The organism is Streptosporangium sp. NPDC050855 (assembly GCF_044456585.1).
GTDB lineage: Bacteria > Actinomycetota > Actinomycetes > Streptosporangiales > Streptosporangiaceae > Streptosporangium > Streptosporangium longisporum.
This window is the reverse complement of sequence record NZ_JBITFY010000017.1, coordinates 113,679-139,014: the sequence shown is the minus strand read 5'-3', so window position 1 is coordinate 139,014 and position 25,336 is coordinate 113,679. Positions and strand designations below refer to the sequence as shown.

At 73.3% G+C, this 25,336-nt stretch carries 19 protein-coding genes and 4 tRNA genes; 10 read left to right on the top strand and 13 right to left on the bottom strand.

All coding sequences use genetic code 11. From position 1 onward, the window contains the following. Positions 1-38: 38 nt before the first annotated feature. The 4 genes from ACIBCT_RS30090 to ACIBCT_RS30075 all read left to right on the top strand — a co-directional run bounded on the left by ACIBCT_RS30090 (position 39) and on the right by ACIBCT_RS30075 (position 5,021). Positions 39-812 (top strand): carbohydrate ABC transporter permease, encoded by a 774-nt coding sequence (locus ACIBCT_RS30090; protein ID WP_399194248.1) that lies wholly within the window; start codon positions 39-41, stop codon positions 810-812. Further along, complete coding sequence (locus ACIBCT_RS30085; RefSeq protein WP_399194246.1) at positions 805-2,604, top strand: glycoside hydrolase family 127 protein; 1,800 nt, start codon at positions 805-807, stop codon at positions 2,602-2,604. The genes ACIBCT_RS30090 and ACIBCT_RS30085 overlap by 8 nt, the downstream gene beginning before the upstream one ends. 105 nt (positions 2,605-2,709) lie before the next feature. Beyond that, positions 2,710-3,648: an MBL fold metallo-hydrolase gene (locus ACIBCT_RS30080; RefSeq protein ID WP_399194244.1), complete on the top strand. Its 939-nt coding sequence runs from the start codon at positions 2,710-2,712 to the stop codon at positions 3,646-3,648. A 164-nt stretch (positions 3,649-3,812) separates the two neighbouring features. Continuing rightward, complete coding sequence (locus tag ACIBCT_RS30075; protein ID WP_399194242.1) at positions 3,813-5,021, top strand: class I SAM-dependent methyltransferase; 1,209 nt, start codon at positions 3,813-3,815, stop codon at positions 5,019-5,021. 49 nt (positions 5,022-5,070) lie between these two features. Here the strand turns inward: ACIBCT_RS30075 and ACIBCT_RS30070 are convergent, their stop codons facing one another. Then, positions 5,071-5,301: a hypothetical protein gene (locus tag ACIBCT_RS30070; RefSeq protein ID WP_344900279.1), complete on the bottom strand. Its 231-nt coding sequence runs from the start codon at positions 5,299-5,301 to the stop codon at positions 5,071-5,073. A 456-nt stretch (positions 5,302-5,757) separates the two neighbouring features. On the opposite strand from ACIBCT_RS30070, the gene ACIBCT_RS30065 reads away from it, so the two are divergent. Beyond that, complete coding sequence (locus ACIBCT_RS30065; RefSeq protein ID WP_399194240.1) at positions 5,758-8,580, top strand: BTAD domain-containing putative transcriptional regulator; 2,823 nt, start codon at positions 5,758-5,760, stop codon at positions 8,578-8,580. Between the two features lie 28 nt (positions 8,581-8,608). Here ACIBCT_RS30065 and ACIBCT_RS30060 read toward each other — a convergent pair whose 3' ends face one another. After that, positions 8,609-9,403 (bottom strand): SAM-dependent methyltransferase, encoded by a 795-nt coding sequence (locus tag ACIBCT_RS30060; RefSeq protein ID WP_399194238.1) that lies wholly within the window; start codon positions 9,401-9,403, stop codon positions 8,609-8,611. Positions 9,404-9,595: 192 nt separating this feature from the next. Beyond that, the gene (locus tag ACIBCT_RS30055; protein ID WP_399194236.1) at positions 9,596-10,660 is read right to left on the bottom strand and encodes an alcohol dehydrogenase catalytic domain-containing protein; all 1,065 of its coding nucleotides are present in this window, start codon (positions 10,658-10,660) and stop codon (positions 9,596-9,598) included. A 394-nt stretch (positions 10,661-11,054) separates the two neighbouring features. Between ACIBCT_RS30055 and ACIBCT_RS30050 the strand changes: the two genes are divergently transcribed. After that, complete coding sequence (locus ACIBCT_RS30050; RefSeq protein ID WP_399194234.1) at positions 11,055-12,491, top strand: glutamate--cysteine ligase; 1,437 nt, start codon at positions 11,055-11,057, stop codon at positions 12,489-12,491. An 88-nt stretch (positions 12,492-12,579) separates the two neighbouring features. After that, positions 12,580-13,635 carry a hypothetical protein gene (locus ACIBCT_RS30045; protein WP_399194232.1) on the top strand — a complete coding sequence of 352 codons (1,056 nt, stop codon included), beginning with the start codon at positions 12,580-12,582 and terminating at the stop codon, positions 13,633-13,635. A gap of 70 nt (positions 13,636-13,705) precedes the next feature. Here ACIBCT_RS30045 and pcp read toward each other — a convergent pair whose 3' ends face one another. The 10 genes from pcp to ACIBCT_RS29995 form a co-directional block, all read right to left on the bottom strand. Continuing rightward, positions 13,706-14,332: a pyroglutamyl-peptidase I gene (gene pcp / locus ACIBCT_RS30040; protein ID WP_399194230.1), complete on the bottom strand. Its 627-nt coding sequence runs from the start codon at positions 14,330-14,332 to the stop codon at positions 13,706-13,708. Further along, positions 14,329-14,757, bottom strand: coding sequence for a thiol-disulfide oxidoreductase DCC family protein (locus ACIBCT_RS30035; RefSeq protein WP_399194228.1), 429 nt, complete (start codon positions 14,755-14,757; stop codon positions 14,329-14,331). Before ACIBCT_RS30035 ends, pcp begins: the two co-directional genes overlap by 4 nt. Positions 14,758-14,785: 28 nt before the next feature. Continuing rightward, positions 14,786-16,639 (bottom strand): endonuclease/exonuclease/phosphatase family protein, encoded by a 1,854-nt coding sequence (locus tag ACIBCT_RS30030; RefSeq protein WP_399194226.1) that lies wholly within the window; start codon positions 16,637-16,639, stop codon positions 14,786-14,788. Positions 16,640-16,719: 80 nt separating this feature from the next. Next, entirely contained in the window at positions 16,720-17,697 is a 978-nt protein-coding gene (locus ACIBCT_RS30025) for a hypothetical protein (protein ID WP_399194224.1), read from the bottom strand. Positions 17,698-17,739: 42 nt separating this feature from the next. Further along, a complete protein-coding gene (locus ACIBCT_RS30020) occupies positions 17,740-18,627 on the bottom strand; it encodes a hypothetical protein (protein WP_399194222.1) in 888 nt (295 codons plus the stop codon). Between the two features lie 394 nt (positions 18,628-19,021). Continuing rightward, positions 19,022-19,096: transfer RNA gene (locus ACIBCT_RS30015), tRNA-Val, on the bottom strand. 13 nt (positions 19,097-19,109) lie between these two features. Then, positions 19,110-19,181, bottom strand: a tRNA-Gly gene (locus tag ACIBCT_RS30010). A gap of 75 nt (positions 19,182-19,256) precedes the next feature. After that, a tRNA-Cys gene (locus ACIBCT_RS30005) sits at positions 19,257-19,327 on the bottom strand. Between the two features lie 25 nt (positions 19,328-19,352). Continuing rightward, positions 19,353-19,424, bottom strand: a tRNA-Gly gene (locus ACIBCT_RS30000). 36 nt (positions 19,425-19,460) lie between these two features. Continuing rightward, complete coding sequence (locus ACIBCT_RS29995) at positions 19,461-21,878, bottom strand: N-acetylmuramoyl-L-alanine amidase (protein WP_399194220.1); 2,418 nt, start codon at positions 21,876-21,878, stop codon at positions 19,461-19,463. A 160-nt stretch (positions 21,879-22,038) separates the two neighbouring features. Here ACIBCT_RS29995 and ACIBCT_RS29990 point away from each other — a divergent pair, with 160 nt between their 5' ends. The 3 genes from ACIBCT_RS29990 to ACIBCT_RS29980 all read left to right on the top strand — a co-directional run bounded on the left by ACIBCT_RS29990 (position 22,039) and on the right by ACIBCT_RS29980 (position 25,332). Further along, positions 22,039-22,308 (top strand): hypothetical protein, encoded by a 270-nt coding sequence (locus ACIBCT_RS29990; protein WP_344900255.1) that lies wholly within the window; start codon positions 22,039-22,041, stop codon positions 22,306-22,308. A gap of 40 nt (positions 22,309-22,348) precedes the next feature. After that, on the top strand, positions 22,349-24,169 hold the full coding sequence (glmS, locus tag ACIBCT_RS29985) for a glutamine--fructose-6-phosphate transaminase (isomerizing) (protein WP_399194217.1): 1,821 nt from the start codon (positions 22,349-22,351) through the stop codon (positions 24,167-24,169). 95 nt (positions 24,170-24,264) lie between these two features. Continuing rightward, entirely contained in the window at positions 24,265-25,332 is a 1,068-nt protein-coding gene (locus tag ACIBCT_RS29980) for a tripartite tricarboxylate transporter substrate-binding protein (RefSeq protein ID WP_399194215.1), read from the top strand. Positions 25,333-25,336: the final 4 nt, after the last annotated feature.

Below are 25,336 nucleotides of genomic sequence, written 5' to 3'. Positions count from 1 at the left end.
GGACGCGGGAACGACGCGCGCGAGGCGGTGAGGACCCGGTGAGGACGACCTACTACACCACGATGTTGGCGCTGGCGGTGCTCTTCCTGTTCCCGCTGGTGTGGAGCGGCTGGTCCTCCTTCGACGGGGGAGCGGGCAACTACGCCGAGATGGCCCGCTTCGGCGAGGGCGTGGACGTCTACCTCGTCAACAGCGTGCTGGTGTCGGCGATGACCGTCGCGGGCACGCTGACGGTCTCCGCGCTGGGCGGCTACGCCTTCGCCCGCTTCGACTTCCCCGGCAAGAACCTGCTCTTCCTCGTCACCCTGGCCATCCTGATGGTGCCGTACGCGACCATCCTGATCCCGCTGTACGTCCTGCTCGGCCGCATCGGGCTGCAGAACTCCCTGGTGGGCCTCTCCCTGGTGTTCGTGATGTTCCAGCTGCCGTTCGCGCTGTTCATGATGCGCAACGCCTTCGAGGCGATCCCCCGCGAGCTGGAGGAGGCCGCCCTCGTCGACGGCTGCGGCACCTTCCGCGCCTTCTGGCGCATCCTGCTGCACGCCGTGCGGCCCGCCCTGGTCACCGTCGCCCTCTTCGCCTTCCTCGCCTCCTGGAACGACTTCTTCGCACCGCTCATCCTGCTCAACGACGGGGCGAACTTCACCCTCCCGGTGGCCGTGGTCAGCATGACCCAGCGCACCTTCGGGGCCATCGACTACGGCATGCTGCAGGCCGGCGTCATGGTCATGGCCGTGCCCTGCCTGATCCTCTTCGTCGTCCTCCAGCGCCACTACGTGCGCGGATTCATGTCAGGAGCCCTGCGTGGTTAGTCCCGTCACCCCCTCCGCAGGGGTGCTGTCCCCCCTCGGCCTCGACGCCGTACGCCTCGCCCCGGGTTTCTGGGGCGACCGGGCGGCCCTCAACCGCGAGGTCATCATCGGCCACTGCCTGGAGTGGATGGAGCGGGAGGGCTGGATCGGCAACTTCCGCGGCGAGCGTCCCCGCCGCGGCAGGGAGTTCAGCGACTCCGAGGCGTACAAGCTGCTGGAGGCGATGGCCTGGTCCGGCCACCCCGGGCTGCCCGAGCTGGCCGCGACCGTCGCCGCGGCGCAGGAGGACGACGGCTACCTCAACACCCGCTGGAACTCCGAGCGCTACAGCGACCTCGAATGGGGACACGAGCTGTACTGCTACGGCCACCTCATCCAGGCCGGGGTCGCCCGGCTGCGCGCGCACGGCGAGGACGAGCTCACCAAGGTCGCCCGCCGGGCCGCCGACCACCTCTGCGACCGCTTCATGGAGACCACCGAGACCTGCGGCCACCCCGAGGTGGAGATGGCGCTGGTCGAGCTGTACCGGGCCACCGGGACCGAGCGCTACCTGGAGATGGCCCGCCGCCTCGTCGAGCGACGCGGCCTGCCCGCCCTGGGACCGATCCATCTGGGACGCGCGTACTTCCAGGACGACATGCCGGTACGCCGGGCGCGCGTGCTGCGCGGGCACGCCGTACGGGCCCTGTACCTGGCCTGCGGCGCGGTGGACGTGGCCGTCGAGACCGGCGACGGGGAACTGCTGCACGCGATCGAGGAGCAGTGGGAGAACACGGTCGCCCGGCGCACCCACCTGACCGGCGGGATGGGCTCGCGCCACTCCGACGAGGCCTTCGGCGAGGACTTCGAGCTCCCGGCCGACCGGGCCTACTCCGAGACCTGCGCCGGCATCGCCTCGATCATGCTCTCGCACCGGCTGCTGCTGGCCACCGGCCGGACCCGCTACGCCGACCTCGCCGAACGCACCATGTACAACGTGCTCGCCACCTCACCGGCACTGGACGGGCGCTCGTTCTTCTACGCCAACCCGCTGCACATGCGCATCCCGCCCGAGCCGCGCGAGGGCGTCGTCGACCACACCTCCGGGGTGGGGCTGCGCTCCTCCTGGTACGACGTGTCGTGCTGCCCGAACAACATCGCCCGCACCCTCGCCTCGCTCCCGGCCTACCTGGCCGCCGCCGACGGCGACGCCCTGCACGTCCACCACTACGCCCCCGCCGAGATCGGCCACCGGGGCCTGACCCTGCGGCTGGAGACGGACTACCCCTGGTCCGGTACGGTGACCGCGCACGTCGTCGAGGGCCGCCCCGGGCGGATCGTCCTGCGCGTGCCCTCCTGGGCCCAGGGCGCGACCCTCACCCACGGTGGCACGACCCGCCCGGCCGGGCCCGGCAACGTGACGGCCGAGGCCGACTGGCGACCGGGCGACCGTATCCGGCTCGACCTGCCGATGGCGTCCCGCTGGACCTTCCCCGACCGGCGGGTGGACGCGGTGCGCGGGTGCGCCGCGGTCGAGCGCGGCCCGCTCGTCTACTGCGCCGAGTCGGTCGCCGACGACCCGCCGCTGGCGCTGGTCAAGGCCCTTCCCGAACCCCCGGCCGAGCGGGAGCGGGACGGGGTCGTCGAGCTGGAGGCCCGCGCCTGCCTGGTACCGGCCGGCGACGTCCCCTGGCCCTACCGGGACGGGCACCCGGACGCGGCCGGGCGGGAGGTCACCCTGCGGCTGGTCCCGTACCACCGCTGGGGCAACCGCGGGCCGTCGAGCATGCGGGTGTGGCTGCCGCTGTCCTGAGCCCGGCCCGAGCTCGGCCCTCAGGCGGGGGCCGGGAGCGGGGCCGGGGCGTTCCCGCGCCCGGTCTCCGGGACGGCCGCCGGGCGCGGGGCGACAATGTCGGTCATGAGCTCATCGCGACACGACCGTCCCCTGCCCCCGGCGCGCGTCGAGGAGGTGGCCGACGGCGTCCACGCCTACCTGCAGCCGGACGGGAGCTGGTGGATCAACAACGCCGGCTTCCTGGTCGGCCGCCGCGGGGTGATCAGCGTGGACTCCTGCGCCACCGAGCGCCGCACGCTCGCCTACCGCGAGGCCATCGCGGCCGTCACCGACCGGCCCGTCACCACGCTGATCAACACCCACCACCACGGCGACCACACCTTCGGGAACTTCGTCTTCCCCGAGGCGACCGTCGTCGGGCACGAGCGGACCAGGGAGATGATCCTCGCCGAGGGGATCCCCGACTACCTGACCATGGCCTGGACCGAGGTCGACTGGGGAGCCCTGGAGGCCCGGCCGCCGTTCCTCACCTACACCGACGGGGTGACCGTGTACTCCGACGAGCTGCGCTGCGAGGTACGGCACATCGGCCTGCCCGCCCACACGACCAACGACTCGATCGTGTGGATCCCCGAGCGGTCGCTGCTGTTCTCCGGCGACCTGGTGTTCAACGGCGGCACCCCGTTCGTGATGATGGGCTCGGTGACGGGGGCGATCGAGGCACTGGACCGGCTCAGGGAACTGGGCGCCGAGACGATCGTCCCGGGACACGGCGACGTGTGCGGGCCCGAGGTCGTCGACACCGTCCAGGACTACCTGCGGTTCGTGCTCGCCACCGCCGGGCGCGGCCGCGAGGCCGGCCTCTCCCCGTTGCAGACCGCGCGCGAGACCGACCTCGGGGAGTACGCCGGGCTGCTCGACCCCGAACGCATCGTCGGCAACCTGCACCGGGCCTACGCGGAGCTGGACGGCCTGCCCGCGGGTGAGCCGATCGACGTGGTCACCGCCGTGCTGGAGATGATCGACTACAACGGCGGCAGGCCGCTGACCTGCCTGGCCTGACCGCGGCCGTACGCGTACCCGGGGGTGCCTTGTACCGGTCTTTGGCAACCGGCGGAACAGCTGGGGATACCGAGGTGAAAGGGCGGTTGAGTCCCTGAAGGGGGCCGTGCCACTTTTGGAGTGATCCTCCCGCCCGGGGAGGCCCCGCCGGAGGGATGTCTGCGATGTTCGCGCGGCGCGCGCTCTCCCGGGTCGTGTACGGCTCCCGCTACGACCGGGTGCCCAGGAACCACCGCTCCTACGTCCGCCCGGGGGAGAGGCTCGCCCGCGAGGTCCAGTGGCGCCTGCGGATCGGGCGGACCCCCGTCATGAGGTTCCAGGACTACCGCGAGCGGACCCTGCTGGAGCGGGCCGAGGAGTTCGTCACCTGCCGCCTGTGCGGGGAGACCCGCCAGCAGCCGCTGTTCCAGCGGGCCGGTGCCGGGCGCGGGGGGAGCTACCGGGTGGTGCGCTGCCCGGCGTGCGGCCTCCTCTACCGCAACCCCGCGCTCCGGCCCCCGACGGCGGACGTCCCGCACACGGACGTCCTGTACGCGGACCCCTTGTACGCGGACCTCTTGTACGCGTTGTACGCGGACCCTTCGTCCGCGGACGTCCCGCGCGCGGACGACGGCGCGGCACCGGACCGCACGGCCGACCGGCGGCGCCGGCGCCGGCGGCTGACCATGGACGCCTTCGGCCCGGTGTTCTCGTCGGGACGGGGACGCGCGCTGCTCGACGTCGGTCACGGCGCCGGTGACGGGATCTTCCTCCGGCTCGCCCGGGAGCGCGGCTTCGAGGCGGCCGGGCTGGACCTCGCGGCCGGTTCCGTGACGGCCGCCGTCGCCCGTCTCGCCGTGCCCGGCACCCGCTCCGGGACCGCCGGTGTCCGGGCCGCCCGTACCGGACCCGCCGGTACCGGACCCGCCGGTACCGGACCCGCCGGTATCGGGGCGGCCGCCGGCGGGTTCGACGTGATCACCCTCTGGTCGGTCCTGGCCCGGCTGCCCCGGCCCATGGAGGACCTGCGGTGTCTCCGCGGCCTGCTCGCCCCGGGCGGGGTGATGCTGATCCTCACCGCGAACGCCGCCTCCCTGCAGCTCAAGGCGTACGGGAACGGCTGGACGGGCTTCAGGCGGAACAACCTGATGTTCTACTCGGCCGAGACGCTGGTCACCCTGCTGAGCCGTACCGGATTCGCCGGGGTGGCGTTCGCCCCGTTCTACGGTGACGACGTCGAGGCGGGCGCCGTCGGGTTGCCCGGCCGGATGGGCCGGCGCCTGCGCCGTAACGTCGAGGCCGGTGGCGGGAAGATGATCCGCGCGCTGGCCTTCGCCGACCGGCAGGCCGTTCACCGGTGGGGCGAGCGGCTCCGGGCCCGGCGCTCCACCTGACCGTTCCCGGCTCCGGATCCGGTGCCGGGAACGGGCACGGGGACGGGGCTCACTCCAGCAGGGTGCGGGCGCGGATCTGCTCGTCGCGCATGTGCGCCCTGAACGCGTCCAGCAGGTCCCTGGGACTCGTCGCGCTGGTCAGTGGCATGCGGTCGCAGGAGCAACCGGAGCGGTAGACGTCGCGGCCGACGTGGGCCGAGGTGATGTAGTCCATGCACCAGTCGGGCATGTGCTCCTCGCTCTGCACGAGGGGGTCGTCGTTCCAGTGCGGCATGCTCATGGGTCGCCTCACAGGAGGGTCGGTGATGGCCGTGGGGCCGGGGACGCCTTCTCCGGAGGCCGCGATGGCGGCTTCCCCTCCCTGGGTCCCGGAGCCGGTCGTCGCTCCGGAACCGTCTCGATGACACCGGAGGATTCTTTCCGGGAGCGGTTCGGCACGGGGTTCTGTGACGGCGCCGCGGTCATCGTTCAACGGGGTGCTCCGAGCATAGGCGTGAATCGGAGAGCTGGCGATTCCCCGACGAATCGTGAGACATCAGGTGAACCGTCGCCTTCACAATGATGCGTTCGGCGAGGGGTGCACGGTACGGAAGCCGGGTCATTTCGGGTCACCGGTCGGTTAGCATCCGGTAAGGATCAAGGTCGGCGAGGTGGCGCGCCCGCGCGCGTGGTGTGTCGTCACGTCCCGGCACGGTCACGGGAAGCCGGCCGGACGACGGGCAGCTGGGGAGCGAGCGTGGACTTCCACCTCTTGGGGCACGTCGAGGTGATCTCAGGAGAGGGCGCCGTGGTGCCGCTGCCTCCCCTCAAGCGGAGGCTGCTCGGAGCGCTGCTGCTGTCCGAGAGACGGACCATCGCGGTCGAGCGGCTGATGCTGGCCGTGTGGGGCGACACCCACGCCAGGAAGGAGGCCCTGAAGACCCACGTGTCCGAGCTGCGGCTGCTGGTCCCCGGCCGGATCCCCCCGGCCGGACCGGACGGCTACCGGCTGCGCCTGCTCCCCGGCGACACCGTCGACGTCGACACCTTCCACGATCTCGTCGCCACCGGTGAGCGCCTCGCCGAGGCCGGTGAGCACCGGGCCGCCGTCGCGTCGCTGCGGGAGGCCCTGAACCTGTGGGGCGCCGACCCGCTGGCCGACGTCCCCACCGGTGACCCGAGGCTGAGGCAGCGCCGTCAGGCCCTTCTGCGGCAGCGCCAGGACGCCATGGTCCTGATGTTCGAGACACGGCTCGCCCTCGGCCACCACCGCGAGATCGTCGCCGACCTGCGCGGCGAACTGGAGGACTCCCCGGACGCCGAGTCCCTGCACGTCCTCCTGGTGAACGCCCTGTACCGCTCGGGACAGCGCGTCCCCGCGCTCCAGCACGCCGACGCCGCGGCCGGGATCCTGCTGGAGGAGAACGGCGACCCCGGGGAACGGCTGCGCAGGCTGCGCGCGCAGATCGAGGCGGACGGAACCGGCCCCGCCGCCGCCGCGGGCGCCGGGGGCGCCGCGACCGCCCTTCCCGCGGTCCCGGCGCAGCTCCCGCCGGACGTACTGGACTTCACCGGCCGGTCGCACGAGGTCGAACGGCTCACCGGGCTCCTCACCCCGGCACCGGACGCCACCGGCGTGCCGATCGTGGGGATCAGCGGGCTGCCCGGGATCGGGAAGTCCGCGCTCGCGATCCACGTCGCGCACCGGCTCCGCCCGCGCTTCCCCGACGGCCAGCTCTTCGTGCACCTGGCGGGCCGGTCCGGGCGGTCCGCGAACGTCGGCGAGATGCTGGCCGAACTCCTCGCCACCCTCGGCGTCCCGGCGCAGGACCTCCCGCCCTCCACCGTGGGCCGGGCCGGGCTGCTGCGCTCGGTCCTGGCCGGCCGGCGCGTCCTGATCGTGGTCGACGACGCCGCCGGCGTCTCCCAGGCGTCCCACTTCCTGCCGGGCACGGCCGGGTGCGCGGTCATCATCACCGGCCGCGCCCTGCTGAACGGCGCGGGGATCCGGTCCTTCCCGCTGCAACCGCTCCGCGGCGAGGAGTCGCTCACCCTGCTGGGCGAGATCGTCGGCACCGACCGGGTACGCCGCGAACCGGAGGCGACCAGGACCGTGCTGGAGGCGTGCGGAGGGCTGCCGCTGGCGCTGAGGATCGCCGGATCCCGGTTGTCGTCCCAGCCGCACTGGCCCGTCGAGCTGCTCGCGTCCCGCCTGCAGGACCGGCTGAAAGGACTGGCCGACGGCGACCTGGCCGTCGAGGCGAGCATCGCCGAGAGCTACGAGGCGCTCTCACCACCGGCGCGGCACGCGTTCCGGGTCCTGGCCCTCGCCGGGCCCGGGGACTGGCCGATGTGGCTGACCGGGATGCTGCTGGGCGCGGAGCAGGCCGACGACGCGCTGGCGGCGCTGACCTCGCACAGCCTGCTGTCCCCCGCGGGGGCCGACGACCTCGGCCACCCCCGCTACCGGCAGCACGACCTGGTACGGGACTTCGCCGAGGCGCGGCTGGCCGAGCACGTCGACGAGTGGGACACCACCATGAACCGGCTGCTGCTGGGCTGGCTGCTGCTCGCCGACCGGGCCTCCGCGGCGATCCCCGGCGAGCCGTTCTTCCCGCCCCCCGCCCGCCTGCACTGGGACCTGCACGTCCCGGTGCAGGCGCAGAAACTGATCGACGCCGACCCCGGCGGGTGGCTGGCCCGGGAGTGCGCGCAACTGCTGGCGGTCATCCGGGCGGCGTGCGAGGAGAACCGCTACCGGCAGGGGTACGGCATCGCGCTGCGGCTCGCGTCCCACCTGTACCGGGCCGGCCGGGACCGGGACGCCGAGGACATGTGGCGCATCATCATGCGCACCGCGGCCGCCGCCGGTGACCGGCGCCTGGCAGCGGAGGCGCGGCACCGGATGGCGGCGCTGATCACCCGCGGGCCCGGCGGCCCGGCCCGGGCGCTGCCGATGCTGGACACCTGCGTCGCCGTGTTCGCCGAGCTGGTGGACCGGAACCGGTGGGCGCGTTCCCTGGCGTTGCGCGCGTTCTGCGCCTACAGGCTCTACCGCGACTCCGGCGGGCCGGGAGTCGAACGGGCCGCCCGGGACGCCGGGGAGGCCCTGGAGCTGGCGCGGCTCACCGGGGAGGGGTACACCGAACTGGTGTGCCTGCGGACCCTGGGGCTGGTGGCGTCCGCGAGCGGGCACCACGCCGAGGCGATCGACCGGTGCGAGGCGGCGCTCGCCCGGGGACGGGCCGTCACCGACACGTCCGGGGACGCGGCCTACGAGGTGTTCGCGGCCGTGGCGCTCGCGACGGTCCTCGTCGCCGCGGGCGAGGCCGGGCGCGCGCTGGCGGTGTGCGAGACCGCCCTCGACGCGGCGCGGGGGACGGGACACGCACCGGCGCAGGCGGCGCTCGCCGAACGGGCCGGTGACGCCCTGTCGGCCCTGGGCCGCGCGCGGGAGGCCGCGCAGCGCTACGGGGAGGCGGTGGCGCTGTGCGGGACGGACGAGGCCGACCCGCACCGGTCCCGGTACGACGGCAAGCTGGGCCGCGCCACGTCGGGCGGGGGCGGCTCACCGGCCTGACACGGGAGCCCCCGGGCCTGGCCGCAGGTCAGGGCTTTCGCGCGAGGCCGCACCAGGCGTTCATGGGGCGCCTCTCACCGGGAGGGGCGCCGTCGACGGTCCAGTCACCGACCGTGGTGATGCCCGGGGGCAGGACGTCCCAGCCGGAGAAGAAGCGGGAGAAGGCGTCACGGTCACGGAAGTAGAAGCGGCTGGGGACGTTCGCGTACATCTCCTCGATCTTGGCGTGCACGACCGGGTCGATCTCGTGGTCGGTCACGTGGGCGATCGCGACGTAGCTGCCCGAGGGCACCTCGGACAGGATGTGCTGGACCACCCCGTACGGGTCGTCCGAGTCGTGGACGAACTGCAGGATCGACACGAACAGCACGGCCACGGGACGCCCGAAGTCGATGAGCTCCTGGGTGGCCGGGGCGTTGAGGATCCGTTCCGGGGTGCGGACGTCTCCGTTGACGTAACGGGTGTTCTCGTCCCCCACGATCAGGGCCTGCGCCTGGACGTGCACCGTGGGGTCGTTGTCGACGTAGACCACGCGGGTCCTCTGGTCGATCGCCTGGGCGACCTGGTGGACGTTGTTCGCGGTCGGCAGCCCCGACCCGATGTCGAGGATCTGCGTGACCCCGTGGTCCCCGACGACGTGCCGCACGACGCGCTCGAGGAAGCGGCGGTTGTCCGCGGCGAGGTCGCGCAGCTCCGGAGCGTGGGCGAGGATCGGATCGGCCACCGCGCGGTCGACCTCGAAGTTGTCCGTCCCGCCCAGCACGTAGTCGTAGACCCGGGCGGGGGACGGCTTCGTGGTGTCCACGCCCTGGGGTGCACCCACCGCTGAACTCACCTCTCACCTGTTCTTTCACGAGTCGCCGGCCGCACCGGACCGCGAAGGGCCGACGCCGGGACGGGGGACACCGGAATTCGATCATAATCACGACCATGTCCACCTTCGGGTGAATCGCGGCAAATGGAGATCGTCGCGGTGTTCCGCGGCCCTACGCGGTTCCGGCACCCTCCCGGAGGGTCACCGCCGGGGCAGGATCATCGTCACACCGGGGACGGAGCCGATCGACCTCAGGGCGGCACCCGCCTCCTCCAGGCCGATGGACCGGGTGACCAGCGCCTCCGGTCGTACGGCCCTGCGGGCGACGGCCGCCAGCATCTCCGGGTAGGCGTGCGCGGCCATGCCGTGGCTGCCGAGGAGCTCCAGCTCGTGACCGATCACCCGGCCCATCGGGAGCGCGGTCAGCCCCGGCAGCAGGCCGACCTGGACGTGACGGCCCCGGCGGCGCAGGCCCTCGATCGAGGCCGCGCACGTCCCGGGGCTGCCGAGCGCGTCCACGGAGACGTGCGCGCCGCCCGAGGTCACCTCCCTGATCCGCGCGGCGACCTCGGCCCCGGGGACGGCGTCCCCGACTCCGCCGCCCTCGGCGGGGGAGACGGCGACGCAGGCGGCGGCGCCGAACCGCCGGGCCAGTTCCAGGGCTCCGGGGGAGACGTCCACGGCGACGACCCTGGCCCCGGCCGCGGCGGCGATCATGACGGCGGACAGGCCCACGCCGCCGCAGCCGTGCACGGCCACCCACTCCTGTGGCCGGACCCGGCCCACGGCGGTGATCGCGCGGTAGGCGGTGGCGAAGCGGCAGCCCAGGCTCGCGGCGGTGGAGAAGGCCATCTCCCCGGGGAGCCGGACCAGGTTCACCTCGGCGTGGTCGATCGCGACGTACTCGGCGAAGGAGCCCCAGTGGGTGAATCCCGGCTGGGTCTGGCGCTCGCAGACCTGCTGGTCACCGGCCTTGCACGCCGCGCACGAGCCGCAGGCGCAGACGAACGGGGCCGTCACCCGGTCACCGGGCCGCCAGCAGACGACGCCCGTGCCCACCGCCTCGACGACCCCGGAGAACTCGTGTCCCGGCACGTGCGGCAGGACCCGGATGTCCGGGTCGTGCCCCTGCCAGCCGTGCCAGTCGCTCCGGCACAGGCCGGTCGCCTCCACCCGGATCACCGCTCCGCCGGGCGGAGGCTCCGGGGCGGTCACCTCCCGGACCTCGGGATCGGCTCCGAAAGCGTCGAAGACCACCGCTCGCACCCGCGTACCCCCTTCTCGGGCTCGGACCGGCCGCGGATCCCGGCCGGGCGGGGCCGGTCCGCCCGGCCCCGCCGGCCCGCGGCCCCGCACCATTGTCGACGCCCGCGGACGCCGGGGGAAGGTGCAGGTGGGGCCGCCGGGGCAGGTGTCGCGACGCTCCGGGAAGGTGGCCGCGGACGATCCGGGGAGGGGACGCGCGACGCTCCGGGGAGGCGCCCGCGGGCGTGCGGGGGAGGGGACGCGGGACGGCCGGGGTGGCCGTGCGATCACCCGCGTCCCGCGGAAAGCCGGAGCCCCTGGTGAAGACGTGTCCCGAGCACTGATTAGAGGGGTCATGCTGGGAGAGAGGCAGGGGGCACGAGACGGGACGAGGACCGACTGATCGGACGGTGTGATGGGGCAGAAAGTCGACAAGGACCGCTACTCCGAGGAGGAGTTCGTCCAGTTCAGGGCGAAGCTGGCGGAGCAGCTCGACACCCTGCGCGAGGTGCTGGCGCGGCCCGGCTTCGGCGCGGGGCCGGCGACCATCGGGGCCGAGCTGGAGATGTTCCTCATCACGCCCGACGGGCGGCCGCTGCCCCGCAACCACGAGGTGCAGGCCGCGGCCGGTGACGACCGGCTCACCCTGGAGATGGGCAGGTTCAACCTGGAGGCCAACCTGACCCCGCTGCCGATCGCCGGGCGGCCGTTCACCGCCCTGGTGCGCGAGGTCCGTGAGGTCATGACCGTGGTGGACGAGGCGGCCGCGACGCAGGGGGGCCAGGCCGTGGCGATCGGCATCCTGCCCTCGCTCAGCGAGTTCGACTTCACCCACGAGACGCTGAGCGGGGAGGACCGCTACAAGGCGATGTCCCGGGGCATGCGCCGGCTGCGGGCCGAACCGTTCCGGGTGCGCCTGGAGGGGATCGAGCGACTGGAGCTGGAGGTCGAGGGGATGATCCTGGAGAGCGCCAACACCTCCTGGCAGGTCCACCTCCGCACCACCCCCGCCGACTTCGCCCGCGTCTACAACGCCGCGCAGCTGGCCATCGGGCCGGTCCTCGCGGTCAGCGGCAACTCCCCCTCCTTCCTGGGCAGGCACCTGTGGGAGGAGACGAGGATCGCGCTGTTCGAGGAGTCCGCCGACGACCGGGACGTGGAACGGCTCGACCGCAGGGACGGGCGGGTGTCCTTCGGGTCGAACTGGACCCAGGGCATCGAGGAGATGTTCGCCACCTGCGTCCGCGACTACGAGCCGGTGCTGCCGATGATCACGGACTCGGGTGAGCCGGGCCCCGGCGGCGTCCCCGAGCTGGCCGAGCTCCGCCTGCACCAGGGCACGGTCTGGCTGTGGAACCGCCCGGTCTACGACCCGGGCGACGGGGGCCACCTGCGGGTGGAGATGCGCGCCCTGCCCGCCGGGCCGAGCTCGGCCGACATGGTGGCCAACTCCGCGTTCCTGCTCGGCCTGACCGCCGCCCTGGCCGTCCGGCCGGTGGAGGAGTTCCCCTTCGCCGGGGCCTACCGCAACTTCTACCGCGCCGCGACCCACGGCCTGGACGCGTCCATGAGCTGGCCCGGCCTGGACGAGGAGGTCCCGGCCGAGCGGCTCGCCCTGGACCTGCTGCCGGTCGCCGAGAGCGGGCTCGCCAGGATGGGCGTGGAACCCGACGAGATCCGGTGGACGCTGGACATCGTGCGCGAGCGCGTCACGCGCCGCCGTACCGGGGCGATCTGGCAGCGGGAGGCGACGGCCCGCCTGGGCGGCGACCAGGGGGCGTGGGCGCGCATGGTCGCCCGGTACCGGGAGCTCTCGCTGACGGGTGAGCCCGTGCACACCTGGCCCCTTTGACCGCAAGGGGATTTGAGTAAAGGCATACTCATGAACTCCGCATCTTGGCCCGCCCCTTCCGGGCGGAACCGGACAAGGAGTGACCTGAATGAGCCAGTTGAAGGCCGTGTCGACGGAGCCGTTCGGGCTCAGGCGTGACGGGGGCGGCCTCGCGACCGGGATCGGGCTCCTGGAGAAGGAGCTCCGGCGGGTCCCCCTCGCCACCGTCCTGGCCAAGGCGAACCGCGTCCTGGTCAGGAAGGGCAGGAACGGCGCCGGCGCGTTCACCGGGATGAGCCCCAAACCCGTGGACTGGTACTGCTTCGACACCGACGACAACGCGGTCAGGGAGTGGTACCCCCAGGGCCTGACCTGCGCCTCCGACGCCGGGATCGCCGGGGGCGGCGCGAGCGTGTTCGTGGTGAGCTGGTACCACACGCCCTCGTCCGGGGCCGAGCGGGGCGTCCGCCTGACCTTCCTGAACACCGCGACGCTCCGCTACCGGCACGTCCTGCTCGTGCGGGTCACCGCCGACGGCGACATCGCGCCGATCAACGTCCACGCCGGCGGCGTCGCCTGGTACGGCGACCTGCTGTACGTCGCCGACACCACGCGGGGCCTGCGGGTCTTCGACGTCCGGGAGATCTTCGAGGTCGACGGTGAGGGCACGTCCGCCATCGGCAGGAAGGGCGGGGCGTACGAGGCGTTCGGCTACCGGTACGTGATGCCGCAGACCGACGCCTGGACCACCACGAGCGGCACCGTCCGCTTCTCCTTCGCCGCCGTCGACCGCAGCACCGCCCCCGACACCCTCATCTCCGGTGAGTACGTCGACGAGGCCGGGGTGACCGGACGGGTGGCCCGCTGGCCGCTGGCGGCCGGAGGCATCCTGAACGCCCCGGCCGGGGGCGTCGTCCAGGCGGTGGACGCCTACGCGCTGCCCGCGCGGAAGATCCAGGGCGCGCTCTCCCACAACGGCACCTGGTACCTCAGCCAGAGCGCGGGCGCCGCCGCGAACGGCACCCTGATCGTCGTCGGCGACACACCGGCCAGGCGGTCCTACGCGGTGGGCCCGGAGGACCTCACCTGCGTCCGCGACCGGCGCACGCTGTGGACCGTGAGCGAGTTCGTCGGCAGGCGGGCGGTGTTCGGCGTACCGCTCTGACCGGGCCCGGCCGGAGGACGTACCGCTCCGGCGGGGGACGCGCCGCTCCGGCCGGAGCGGCGCGTCCGGGTCAGTGCAGGGAGCCGCCGACCAGGCGGAGGTCGCCGCCCAGGGAGACGGAGACGGCGGTCGTCACGATCGCGGTGAGCGCCTGGGCGACCACCGGGACGGGCATCGAGGGGGTGGCGCCGTCGAGGACCTGCCCGGGGGAGAACGGCACGTGCACGAGGCCGCCCCGGACCTGCGGCCGTTCGGTGGCGATCAGGTGCATGAGGCCGTAGAAGACGTGGTTGCACACGAACGTGCCGGCGCTCTGCGAGACGCTCGCGGGCACCCCGGTCGCCCGGGCCGCCGCCGCGCAGGCCTTCACCGGCAGCGTGGCGAAGTAGGCCGCGGGGCCGCCGGGCACCACCGGGCGGTCGATCGGCCGCCTGCCCGCGGCGTCCGGGACCCGGGCGTCGTCCAGGTTCACGGCCACCCGCTCCAGCGTCACGTCCGGCCGGCCACCGGCCTGCCCGACGCAGACCACCACCGCGGGGTCGTGCTCGCAGACCGCGGCGCGCAGCCGCTCCAGCGACTCGCCGAACACGCAGGGCAGCAGCGCGGTCCGCACCCCGGGGACGAGCCCGATCGCCTCCCAGGGCGGATTGCCGGTGCCGTCGAGCGGCTCCAGGGCGACGAGCAGCACGTTCCTCATCGGTTCTCCGCCGGCCCGGCTCCGGGCGAAGGGGCGGACGGGCCCGGGGAGGAGTCCCGAGGGGGCAGGGCACAGGCGGGCGTGCCGCCGGGCAGGCGGTGCCGGTTGGCGGCGACGAGCCGGTAGAGCCCGTGGGCGACCCACCGCACCGGCGGGAGGCGCAGCAGGAACCCCAGCGGGCTCCACGGGAGGCCGGCGGCGATCAGCAGCCCGGCCACGGCCTGGGCTCCGCCGCGCACCCGGCCGTCCTCGACCCAGAGCAGCTCGTACTCGGCGCGCTCGCGCGTGACGCCCAGCGCCGGCAGGTCGGCCCGCTGCCAGGGGACGACCCGCGCGCGGATCCCGACGAGACGCTCGGCGAGGCCGACGCTCGTCGTGCAGAAACCGCAGTCGCCGTCGAAGACCAGTACAGGTTCTCCCGTCATGCCAACGACACTACCCAGCCCGGTTCGATCAAGGCCCGGCGACCAGGGTGACCGCGATCGGACGATGATCCGAGTGCGGGACGTCCGGGTTGGCCTGGTCCTTCCCGGTCATCCCCGGGGTGACCAGGACGTGGTCGATCTGCTCGACGGGGCCGCCCCGGCCCGGGACGGTGTCGAACGGCCGTACCGGGGCCAGGGGGTCGGTCAGGCCCGCGCCGGTGAGCACCCGCCAGGCGGCGTCCCCGGGCTGGAGGTTGAGGTCTCCGGCCACGACCACCGGGGCGCCCCCGGCGGCGGCGGTCCGGACGATCCCGCCGAGCTGGGTGACCTGGGCGAGGTCGTTCCGGTCCGGCGAGGGCTGCAGGTGGGTGCCGATCACGGTGATCGGCCGGCCCTGCCACCGCAGCCCGACCTCCAGCGCCTGCGCGCCGGTCGGGCCGCCCTGGACCAGCACGTGGTTGCGGACCGAGGTGATCGGCAACGTGGTCAGCAGGGCGTCGCCCCACACCTCGTCGGTCGCGGGCGCCCAGATGTAGTGCATGTCCAGCCGCTCGGCGATCAGCCGCACCCCGTCGTGGCCGCCGTTGAGCAGCCAGCCCCGGTCGGCCTCGCTCAGCACCACCACGTGCGGCCGGAGGCGCCGCAGCTCGTCGGCCTGCTGCTCCAGCGAGAGCCTGCCGGACTCGCCGTACCCCATCCTGATGTTGTACGCCGCGACCCGCAGCCCGTCGGCCGGGGGTTCCCAGCGCGGCACGCTGCCCTGCCACAGGGGCACCGCGGCGACCAGGACGACCGCGGTCGTGGCGACCGCCGCGAACCGCCGGTCGTAGGACAGGCGGGGCAGGCCGGAGCCGCCCACCACGGCCAGGACCGCGACGACGAGCGCCGCGGAGACCGGCACCCACCCGTTGGGCAGGTAGAGGTCGTAGGCGGCGTAGTACCCGAAGACGAACACGAAGAAGAGCAGCATGCCCCCGGCCGCGGCCAGGCCGCGCCGGGCCGGGCGGTCCGGGCCGAAGGACGTCGCGGCGTGCGCCAGGCAGGCGCCCAGCGCGACCTGGCCGACGATCTGCGCGACGATCGTCCAGCCGGGCGCCACCCCGTGGACCCCGTCCACGGTGGCCCTGCCCAGGGTGAACGCCACCGCCGAGGCGACCAGCGCGATCGCGGGGATCAGCGGGCGGCGCAGCACCGGCAGCGCGGCGGGCAGCGCCGACACCACCGCGAACGCCGCCACGACCACGGCGGCGGCCTGCTGGGCCGAGTCCGTCGCCGCCTGGGCGTGCGCGGTGTTGCCCGTGTACAGCCCCCACAGCAGCAGGGCGGGGCCGATCGCGAGCCAGGCGCGCGGGGCGCCGGAGTACTCCTCGTCCGGGGGCACCGCCCGGATCAGGAGCCCGCCGAAGACGCACAGCTCCACCAGGAGCAGCAGCCACGGGACCGGTCCAGGCCGCCACATCAGGTCGATGCCGTCCAGCGCCGCGTGGATCACCGTGGAGGCCGCGAGACCGGCGATCACCCCGGCCATCACCGGCCGGGCGTCCAGGGCGGTCATCGCGGTCGCCGTCAGCCAGACCAGCCCGGCCAGCAGGCCCAGGCAGGCCACGTAGAGCTGGACGCCCCCTCCGTCGGTCAGCTGCAGGACCAGCCGGGCCAGGAGCAGCGCCCCACCGGCGGCCAGCGCGATCAGCGGCGGCCTGACCCTCCTGGCCAGCGGGACGGTCAGGAAGGCCAGGACGAACCAGGCGAGGGCGAACAGGCCCATCAGCTCGGCGGGAGTGCTCCCCGCCCGGCCGAAGAGTGTGATCAGCGACGGCAGGAAGACCCTGAGCACGTCCGTCAGGACCACCACGCCGAGCGCCACGTCCAGGCGGATCCGCATGTCACCTCCAGAGAATGCGAGTTATCCTCGCCTTCTTCGTCCTCGCTGACAAGGGCGACCTGCCCGGACGCGGCGTTCGCTCAGGAGGCCGGGGAAGAGGCCGGGGGGTCGGTGGGCGGCGGGCGGTCGGCGGGAGCCGGGGGATCGGCGGGAGGATCGGCGGGGGGCGGTGCGGAAGGGCCGTCGAGGTAGCGGAAGGCCTCCTGCGCCGAACGGACGCTGTCGCGCAGCGCCTGCTCCAGGTGCCCGGCGTCCTCGGCCAGCCGCCCTATCTCCGGTACGGCGAAGGCGTCCGCGCCGGACTCGGCCAGCAGCTCCTCGTAGCGGGGGAGCCGCGAGCGGAGCACCGCGATCTGCTCGTGGGCCCGCAACGCCCGATCGGCGTCGGCGACGTGGCCCGCGTAGCGTTCCAGCGCCTCCACCCGCGCGGTCACCGCGGCCTCGCTGGCGACCAGGGCACGTTCCAGCGGGGCCATGGCCGCGGCCACCTCCGGCGTGCTGCCGCCGTAGGCGAACTCCCGGTGCTCGTTCCGCAGGGCGGAGAGCTTGGTGAGCAACCGGGCGATCTCCCACTCCTGCGCGGGGAGCATCACCGAGTTGCGCGCGTCGTCCAGCAGCCCGGTGGCGTTGACCTGGGAGTGCAGGATGAAGTCGATCGCCTGCTGGGCGCGGTCGAGCAGCCGTCCGGCGTCGTGGTCGAAGTCCTCGGCCAGCAGGTAACGGCCCTCGAACCAGCGGGCCTCGCGGTACAGCTCGGTCTCCTCCGACTCCAGGTCCACGGGGTCGGGAGCGGCCAGGAGACCGACGAAGACCACGAACAGCAGCAGCGCCACGACGAAGAAGAACAGCTGCCCCACGTCCAGCAGGAACAGCAGCGTCACCAGCAGCAGCGCCGACAGCGCGCCGCCCGCCTGCAGGAAACGGCCCGGCAGGCGGGAGGCGGACGACGGCGGCTCGGGACTCCACCCGGCCCGGATGCGCGACAGCATCGATCCGTGTCGGCGGAACAGGTCGGCGACGTGGGCGGGAACTTCGGGATCGACCACCACGCGCCGCACAGGCTCGCCCTCCGTATCAGTCAGGACCTCTACGTGTTCACATCAGCCGTCGAGATGCCGGAACGCCTCGTGTGCCGAGCGTACGCTCTCGCGCAGCGCCTGCCGGAGCATGGCGGCGTCGTCACTGAGATACCCGATCTCCGGCAGGGCGAAAGTCGCGGCGCCCGCCTCGGCGACGAGCTGCTCGTATTCGGGCAGGTGGGCCTTGAGGACCTCGATCTGTCCCTGGGAGAGAAGGGCGCGATCGGCGTCGGCCACGTGGCGCGCGTACCGTTCCAGCGCCTCCACCCGCGCGGTCACCGCGGCCTCGCTGGCGGCCAGGGCGCGCTCCAGCGGGGCCATGGCCGCGACCACCTCCGGGCTCCTGCCGCCCCTGGCCAGGTGGCGGTGCCTGGCGCGCAGCGCGGAGAGCTTCGTCAGCAGCCGGGCGATCTCCCACTCCTCGGCCGGGAGCATCACGGAGTTGCGGACGCTGTCGAGCATGCCCAGGGAGTTGGTACGGGACTTCACGATGAAGTCGATGGCCCGCTGGACCCGGCCGAGCAGGTGCCTGGAGTCGTGGTCGAAGTCCTCCAGGATCAGGAAACGCCCCTGCCAGTCCAGGCAGTGCCGGTACAGCACGCGCTCGACGGAGTCGACGGAGGAGGGCTTCCTGGCGATGTACACCACGCTCAGGATGACCAGGGAGAGACCACCCAGCATGATCATCAGGAAGATGGCGAGCAGCGGTGAGCCGCCGAGCACGCCGAGAGCGGCCGACAGCGCGGCCGTGGACACGCCGAGGGTTCCGACGAGCTTCCCCGGGAGGCGGGAGTCACCGGTCTGCCGTGGCACCCGTCCGGCACGGAAGCGGGAGAGCATCGGCCCGCTACGGCGGAAGAGGTCGGCGACTTCCCTGGGCACCTCCGGATCGACCACCACGCGCTGCACAGGCTCGCCCCCTTTGCCGTGTTTCACGAGCATAGCGATTAACCGGGTTTCAGGTCGTGCGTCCTTCCATGGTGCCTCTTTCCCGGATGGATGGCGCGGACCGGAAAGGCGATCGTAACAACTGCCCGGATGTGCGTCCGGCATGGTCCGGCCGCGTCCCTGTCGCTTCCCTGCCGCGTCGGGGCCGGGGGTGGGGCGAGGTCGGGTCGTGGCCGGGTCAGGGCTGGGCCGGGGCCGGGTCGGGGTGGGGCCCGGCGTGGAGCCGGGGTCGTCCGTGTCCGGGAGTGGGGCGGTGATCGTCTCGTCCGGGCGGCGGCCCGGCCCGGGACTCGTCCGGGCGGCGGAGGCCCGTCCGGGAAACAGAAAATCCCAGGCCGACGGCCTGGGATCTGTCTGGTGGACGATACAGGGATTGAACCTGTGACCTCTTCCGTGTCAGGGAAGCGCTCTCCCGCTGAGCTAATCGTCCTCGGGTGAATCAGAGCGGAAGACGGGATTCGAACCCGCGACCCTCACCTTGGCAAGGTGATGCTCTACCACTGAGCCACTTCCGCGTATCCGCTCCGGGTTTCCCCTCGGCGCCCGCACCACTTTACCGGATCCCGGAGGGTCCGTCGGCCGTGCGGTTGAGGTGGAGACGGGATTTGAACCCGTGTAGACGGCTTTGCAGGCCGTTGCCTCGCCTCTCGGCCACTCCACCGGCCGGATCCCGGAGGATCCGCCGGAGCGGAAGACGGGATTCGAACCCGCGACCCTCACCTTGGCAAGGTGATGCTCTACCACTGAGCCACTTCCGCGTGCCCCCGGAGGCGTCTCCGGAGCACGTGGAAACTCTAGCGCCTCCGCCGGGCGGATGCGCGCATCACATCGGACCGCGAAGCATCCTCCGCGGTGACCGGCTGGACGTCGGAGGCGCGGACGAACATGACCCGGTGGCCGAACTGGATCTGCCGGTAGCGGACCTTCCCGACGACGACCCGGTGCCTGGAGGTGTCGTAGGAGGAGGCCCTCAGGTAGCGGGCCCGCCTGGTCATCGCGGCGCTGTACACCTGCCCGGCGGGTATCGAGTACTGCAGCGGCGCCAGCGGCTGGACGGGCACGCCCCTGGGGTAGGCCGACGCCCCCGGGTAGGCCCTGCCGTACACCTTGATCGGGGCGCGGTCCGGCCGCGGGGTGACCAGCGGGCCGGAGGCGGGCAGGGAGGTCGGGGCGGCGGCCGGATCGCTGAACCAGGCCTTCTGCCCGAGGTACCAGATCGCGGTCCAGCCGTCCCGGCGATCGGCGAGCGCGTACCGCTGGCCGGTGGAGGCGCGGGCGGCGTGGTCGTAGACGCTGTAGCTGGACCCGCCGATGGGGTGCTTGCCGACGTCCCTGACCAGCGGCGCCGTGGGGGAGGGACGGGTGCGCAGCCAGACCGACGCGGCGCCGAGCCTGCGGCACCCGCCGGGGCAGCCGGTGAAGCCCGGGCTGTTGGAGGCGTAGTGGGGCTTGATCAGCACCGAGCGGGCGTTCTCGCCGCCCGAGGCGCGCAGCGGGCTGCCGAGCAGCTCGAAGTAGTGCCCCCAGTCCCAGTAGGGGCCGGGGTCGTCGTGCATGCCGCTCACGGTCTGGGGGGTGGTGCCGGGCACGTTGTCGTGCCCGAGGATGTGCGCCCGGTCGAGAGGGATGTCGTACTTGTCCGCGAGGTGGCGCACCAGCCTGGCCGACGCCACGTACATCGCCTCGGTGAACCAGGTGCCGCCCCTGGCCAGGTACCCCTCGTGCTCCAGGCCGATGGAGCGGGAGTTGACGTACCAGTTCCCGGCGTGCCAGCCGATGTCCTTGCCCCGCAGGTGCTGGGCGATGTGACCGTCGCGGGAGCGGATGGTGAAGTGCCAGCTCAGGTAGTCGGGGTTCTTGGCCAGGCGGGTCATGGCGTCGTAGGTGGTCTCGCCGTCGTGGATCACGATGTAGTCGATCTGCCGCCCGCCCTCGACGCGGTCGTGGTTGCCGTACCCGCCGCCCTTGAGCCGCTGGTAGACGGCGGGAAGCCACTCGCAGGAGACGCTCCTGGGGCAGTCGGGCCCGATGGGCGGCACGGCCGCGGGGGGTCGTGCCGCGGGCGGGCGTGCGGCGGTTGGGCGTACGGCCACCGGTGGCCGCACGACGGGGGGCCGTACGGCTGCGGGCGGCCGTACGACGGCGGTGCCCGCCGTGACGGGCGGCCGTGCCGTCGCGGGGGGCCGGACCGCGACGGGTCGTGCGGGCCGTGCGGGTCGTCCGGTGGACCGCACCGCGGCGGGTCGCACCGCGGCCGGCCGCACGGTGGCGGGTCGCGCGGTGGCAGGGCGTGCGGTGGCGGGGGCGCCGGTGGGCGCGGGATCGGGGGCGCGGCGCTGTGCCGTCCGGGGGGAGGGCGTCCGGGCGGGCGGGGTCGTGGCGGGCGGGGCGGGCGAGGTCCGGACGGGCGGGGTCCTGGGCGCCAGGCCGGGTTTCGCGGGCAGGACCATCGGCTCGCCGTCGTCGGTCACGCGCGCTACACCGGCGCGGATCGTCGCGTAGACCTCGTCGGCGAAGGAACGCGCCGCCTCCGTCAGGACCGCCTCCCCGTCCGGGGTCCTCGTGTCCGGGGTCCTCGTGTCCGGGGTCCTCGTGTCCGGGGTTCCGCCGAGGGGACCGGAGTAGCGGGCCACGGCCCCGTACCAGCCCGCGGGCCCGGCGTCCGGGTCGCCGCCGGTGGCGCGCTGGTAGGCGGCGAGCAGCGCGGCACCGCCCATGATGTTGGCGGCAGGGTCCCGGCGCAGCCGGTCGGGGGAGATGCCGGACAGCTCCGAGGCCCGTCGCAGGGTGTCCTCCGGCGTGGACGGCGTGACGGGCGGGATCGGGATCACGCGCGGCCTGCGCTCGTCGCCGCGCGGGTCCTCGCCCGCGCCGTGCGGGTGCCCCCGCTCCGCCCGGCCGTCGACCAGGTGCATCGGCCCGTACCCGGCCGAGACGCTGGGCCGCCCCGCGTGGCCGTCCCATCGTGACTCCAGGTAGGAGACCCCGAGCAGCACGCTCTCCGGCACCCCGTACGCCCGTGCCGCCGCGGCGAAGGCGGCCTGCCGGCCCGCCGGTGCCGTCCCGGGGGCGTAGGGCGTGGAGGGTGCCTGGGGTGCCTGGGGTGCCGGGGGTACTGCCGCCTGCCCGCCGGAACGTTCCGCTCGCGCGGGAACGACCGAGACCAGGACGGCGAGAGCGGCGACGAGGGCGGTTCCCGGCAGGCGGCGCATGGTGGTGTTCCTCTCTCTCCGTTCACTACCTAGAGTTACCAGAGATTACCGATTGTCGCGCATTCTGACAGGGTTGAGATTCGAAGAGATTCTCTGCCCGAAATCGGGCAGAAAACTTGTTGTTCTCTTCTCCGGATGCGTAGGGTCCTGCTCTGTGTCCATGGCGCGGCATCAGCACGAGGATCTGATCACCCATCTGACCCGGACGAGCGGGCTCGGGCCGGGCGAGGCCGCGCGGGTCGTGGCGGACGTCCTGGCCTACTTCTCCGAGCCCGTCGAGGAGTTCGTCCGGCGCCGGCACGCCGAGCTCAAGGCCAGGGGGATGGTCAACGACGAGATCTTCCCCAGGGTGGCCGCCGAACTGGCGGTCCGCCGCGTCGCGGCGCCCGAGCTCTCCCTGCGCCAGTTACGCAGGATCGTCTACGGATAGCAGTCGCGCAGGATCGTCCACGGATAGAAGGAGCGCTCGTATGTGCGGAATCGTGGCCTATGTGGGGCCCAAGGACGCGGCACCCATCCTGCTGGAGGGCCTGCAGCGTCTTGAGTACCGGGGCTACGACTCCGCCGGGGTGGTGGTCTCCAACAAGGGCCTCAAGATGCGCAAGGTCAAGGGCCGGGTGGCCGACCTCGCGGCGGCCATGCCCGCGCGTTTCAAGGGCGGCCTGGGCATCGGCCACACCCGGTGGGCCACCCACGGCGCGCCCAGCGACGTCAACGCCCACCCGCACCTGTCGGCGGACGAGCGCATCGCCGTCGTGCACAACGGAATCATCGAGAACGCCGACGAACTGCGCGCCAAGCTGGAGTCCGAGGGCGTGGTCTTCCTCTCGGAGACCGACACCGAGGTGCTGTCACACCTGATCGCCCGGACCGTCAAGGAGGCCGACTCGCTGGAGGAGGCCGTCCGCGCCGCGCTCAAGCGGGTCGTCGGCACGTACGGCATCGCGGTGCTCGACGCCGAGCGGCCCGGTGAGGTGGTCGTGGCGCGCAACGGCAGCCCGATCGTGCTGGGCATCGGCGAGAAGGAGATGTTCGCCGCCTCCGACGTCGCCGCGCTGGTCCGCTACACCCGCCAGGTGGTCCACCTGGAGGACGGCGAGATCGCGGTGCTCAAGGCCGACGGGTTCACCACCTTCGCCAGCGACGCGCGGGAGACGGCCAAGGAGCCGCTGACCGTCGACTGGGAGGCCGGGCACTACGACACCGGCGGCTACGAGCACTACCTGCTCAAGGAGATCTCCGAGCAGCCCGACACCGTGGCCAGGACCCTGCGCGGGCGCCTGGACGACCGCTTCCACGTCGCGCACCTGGGCGGCCTGAACATGGATGCGCGCGAGACCCGCTCGTTCCGCCGGGTGAAGATCATCGGCTGCGGTTCCGCGTACTACTCGGGCCAGATCGGCGCGCAGCTCATCGAGGAGCTGGCCCGCATCCCCGCCGACGCCGAACCGGCCAGCGAGTTCCGCTACCGCAGCCCGGTGGTGGAGGCCGACACGCTGTACGTGGCGATCAGCCAGTCGGGGGAGACCTACGACACCCTCGCCGCCGTGCAGGAGCTCAAGCGCAAGGGCGGCCGGGTGCTCGGCATCGTCAACACCGTGGGCAGCGCGATCGCCCGCGAGTGCGACGGCGGCGTCTACCTGCACGCCGGGCCCGAGGTCTCGGTGGCGAGCACCAAGGCGTTCACCTCGACGGCCGTGGCCTTCGCGCTGCTCGCGCTGCACCTGGGCCGGGTCCGGGACCTGTCACCGGCCGACGGCCGGCGGATCTGCGACGGCCTGCGCAGGCTGCCGGAGCAGATCAAGGAGATCCTGGTGCTGGAGCCGGTCATCAGGGAGCTGGCGCGCAAGTACGCCGGGGCGCCGAGCATGATGTTCGTGGGCCGGGTCCGCGGCTACCCGGTGGCCCGGGAGGGCGCGCAGAAGCTCAAGGAGATCTCCTACGTGCACGCCGAGGCGTACCCGGCCAGCGAGCTCAAGCACGGCCCGCTGGCGCTGATCGGGCCGGAGATGCCCACGGTGGCGATCGTCCCCGACGACGAGCTGCTGGACAAGAACCTCACCACGCTGGGCGAGATCCGCGCCCGGGGCGGGCGGGTGCTCATGGTCGGCCACCGCACCGCCGACCCCAAGCTGGCCGACGACTGCGTCGTGGTGCCCAAGAACGAGACCGAGCTGGACCCGATCCTGCTCTCGATCCCGCTGCAGCTCTTCGCCTACCACGCGGCCGTGGCGCTGGAGCGGGACGTCGACAAGCCTCGCAACCTTGCCAAGAGCGTCACGGTGGAGTGAGGACCGCTACTCCAAGGCCATACCCCTCGCACTATGACAGAAAGTGACATGGAGGTAACCTAGGGTATAAGGGGCTCTTGGGGGAAGGGGCGCTTATGCGCCGTAGGGGGTTCTTCGCGCTGGCGGCGGGGACCGCGCTGCTCGCGGGCTGCGGGGCGGAGGACGAGCCCGCGGGCCCGCTGGTGGACCGGCTGTTCCTCCTCGAACCCGCCGCCGACGGTCACGGGTGGGACGGGATCGCGCGCAGGCTGGCCTCCGTCATGGTCCGGTCGGGGCTGGTGCGCACCGTCATGGCCGCCGACCGGCCCGGACCCCTGGGCTCCGTCTCGCGCGACGCCTTCGTCGTCCCCGGCACCTCCGGCGTCCCGGGGCTCGCCGGGGTTGCGGGGACCCGGGGCGTCTCCTTCGCACGCGAGGGCAGGGTGCTCGTCGCCGCGATGCCGATGCTCGCCGCCGCGGAGATCGCCAACACCACCGCGGTGGTGCGGGCCACCACCCCCCTCGCCCGGCTGGCCGGCGACTGGGCGGCCCTGGTCGTCCCGGCGGGTTCCCGGCTGCGCGCCTTCGAGGACCTCGCCGCGGCGCTGCGCCGCGACCCGGCCGGGCTGACGATCGGCGGCAGGCTGGAGGGAGGCTCCGACCACGTGCTCTACGGCATGATCGGCAAGTGCCTCGGCGTGGACACCCGGCTGCTGGAGTACGCCGGGTACCTGGCCGCCCAGGACGCGGTCGAGGCGCTCAAGGTCGGCCGGGTGGCGGCCCTGCTGGGATCGGCCCGTGCCCTGCTGCCGGGGATCTCCGCGGGCCGGCTGCGTCCCCTGGCGGTCTCCTCGGGCGGCCGGATCGAGGGGATCGACGCGCCGACGCTGATGGAGCTCGACGTCCGGCTGGAGTACAGCGACTGGTGCGGGCTGGTGGGGCCCGGCGACATGAGCCCGGCGGACAGGGACGCGGCGATCGCCCTGTGCGAGCGGCTCGACGCCACGCCGCACTGGCGTGCCCTGTGCGCGGCGAACGGGTGGAGCCGGGTCTTCCTCGGCGGCGACGACTTCCGCCGGTGGCTGTCCACCGAGACCGGCCGGACCCGGGGCGTGCTTCACGAACTCGGGCTCGCGACGTCCTCGGACACAACCTGTTGGGGTGGTTGCGTCAGACGGCCCTAGATGT

What these genes read in the sequence shown, in the direction of transcription:
- ACIBCT_RS30075 (WP_399194242.1), top strand. Translation starts at nt 3,813, where the DNA reads ATGTTCGCGCGGCGCGCGCTCTCCCGGGTCGTGTACGGCTCCCGCTAC.
- ACIBCT_RS30050 (WP_399194234.1), top strand. Translation starts at nt 11,055, where the DNA reads ATGGGGCAGAAAGTCGACAAGGACCGCTACTCCGAGGAGGAGTTCGTC.
- ACIBCT_RS29980 (WP_399194215.1), top strand. Translation starts at nt 24,265, where the DNA reads ATGCGCCGTAGGGGGTTCTTCGCGCTGGCGGCGGGGACCGCGCTGCTC.
- ACIBCT_RS30045 (WP_399194232.1), top strand. Translation starts at nt 12,580, where the DNA reads ATGAGCCAGTTGAAGGCCGTGTCGACGGAGCCGTTCGGGCTCAGGCGT.
- ACIBCT_RS29990 (WP_344900255.1), top strand. Translation starts at nt 22,039, where the DNA reads ATGGCGCGGCATCAGCACGAGGATCTGATCACCCATCTGACCCGGACG.
- ACIBCT_RS30030 (WP_399194226.1), bottom strand. Translation starts at nt 16,639, where the DNA reads ATGCGGATCCGCCTGGACGTGGCGCTCGGCGTGGTGGTCCTGACGGAC.
- ACIBCT_RS29995 (WP_399194220.1), bottom strand. Translation starts at nt 21,878, where the DNA reads ATGCGCCGCCTGCCGGGAACCGCCCTCGTCGCCGCTCTCGCCGTCCTG.
- pcp (WP_399194230.1), bottom strand. Translation starts at nt 14,332, where the DNA reads ATGAGGAACGTGCTGCTCGTCGCCCTGGAGCCGCTCGACGGCACCGGC.
- glmS (WP_399194217.1), top strand. Translation starts at nt 22,349, where the DNA reads ATGTGCGGAATCGTGGCCTATGTGGGGCCCAAGGACGCGGCACCCATC.
- ACIBCT_RS30080 (WP_399194244.1), top strand. Translation starts at nt 2,710, where the DNA reads ATGAGCTCATCGCGACACGACCGTCCCCTGCCCCCGGCGCGCGTCGAG.
- ACIBCT_RS30035 (WP_399194228.1), bottom strand. Translation starts at nt 14,757, where the DNA reads ATGACGGGAGAACCTGTACTGGTCTTCGACGGCGACTGCGGTTTCTGC.
- ACIBCT_RS30070 (WP_344900279.1), bottom strand. Translation starts at nt 5,301, where the DNA reads ATGAGCATGCCGCACTGGAACGACGACCCCCTCGTGCAGAGCGAGGAG.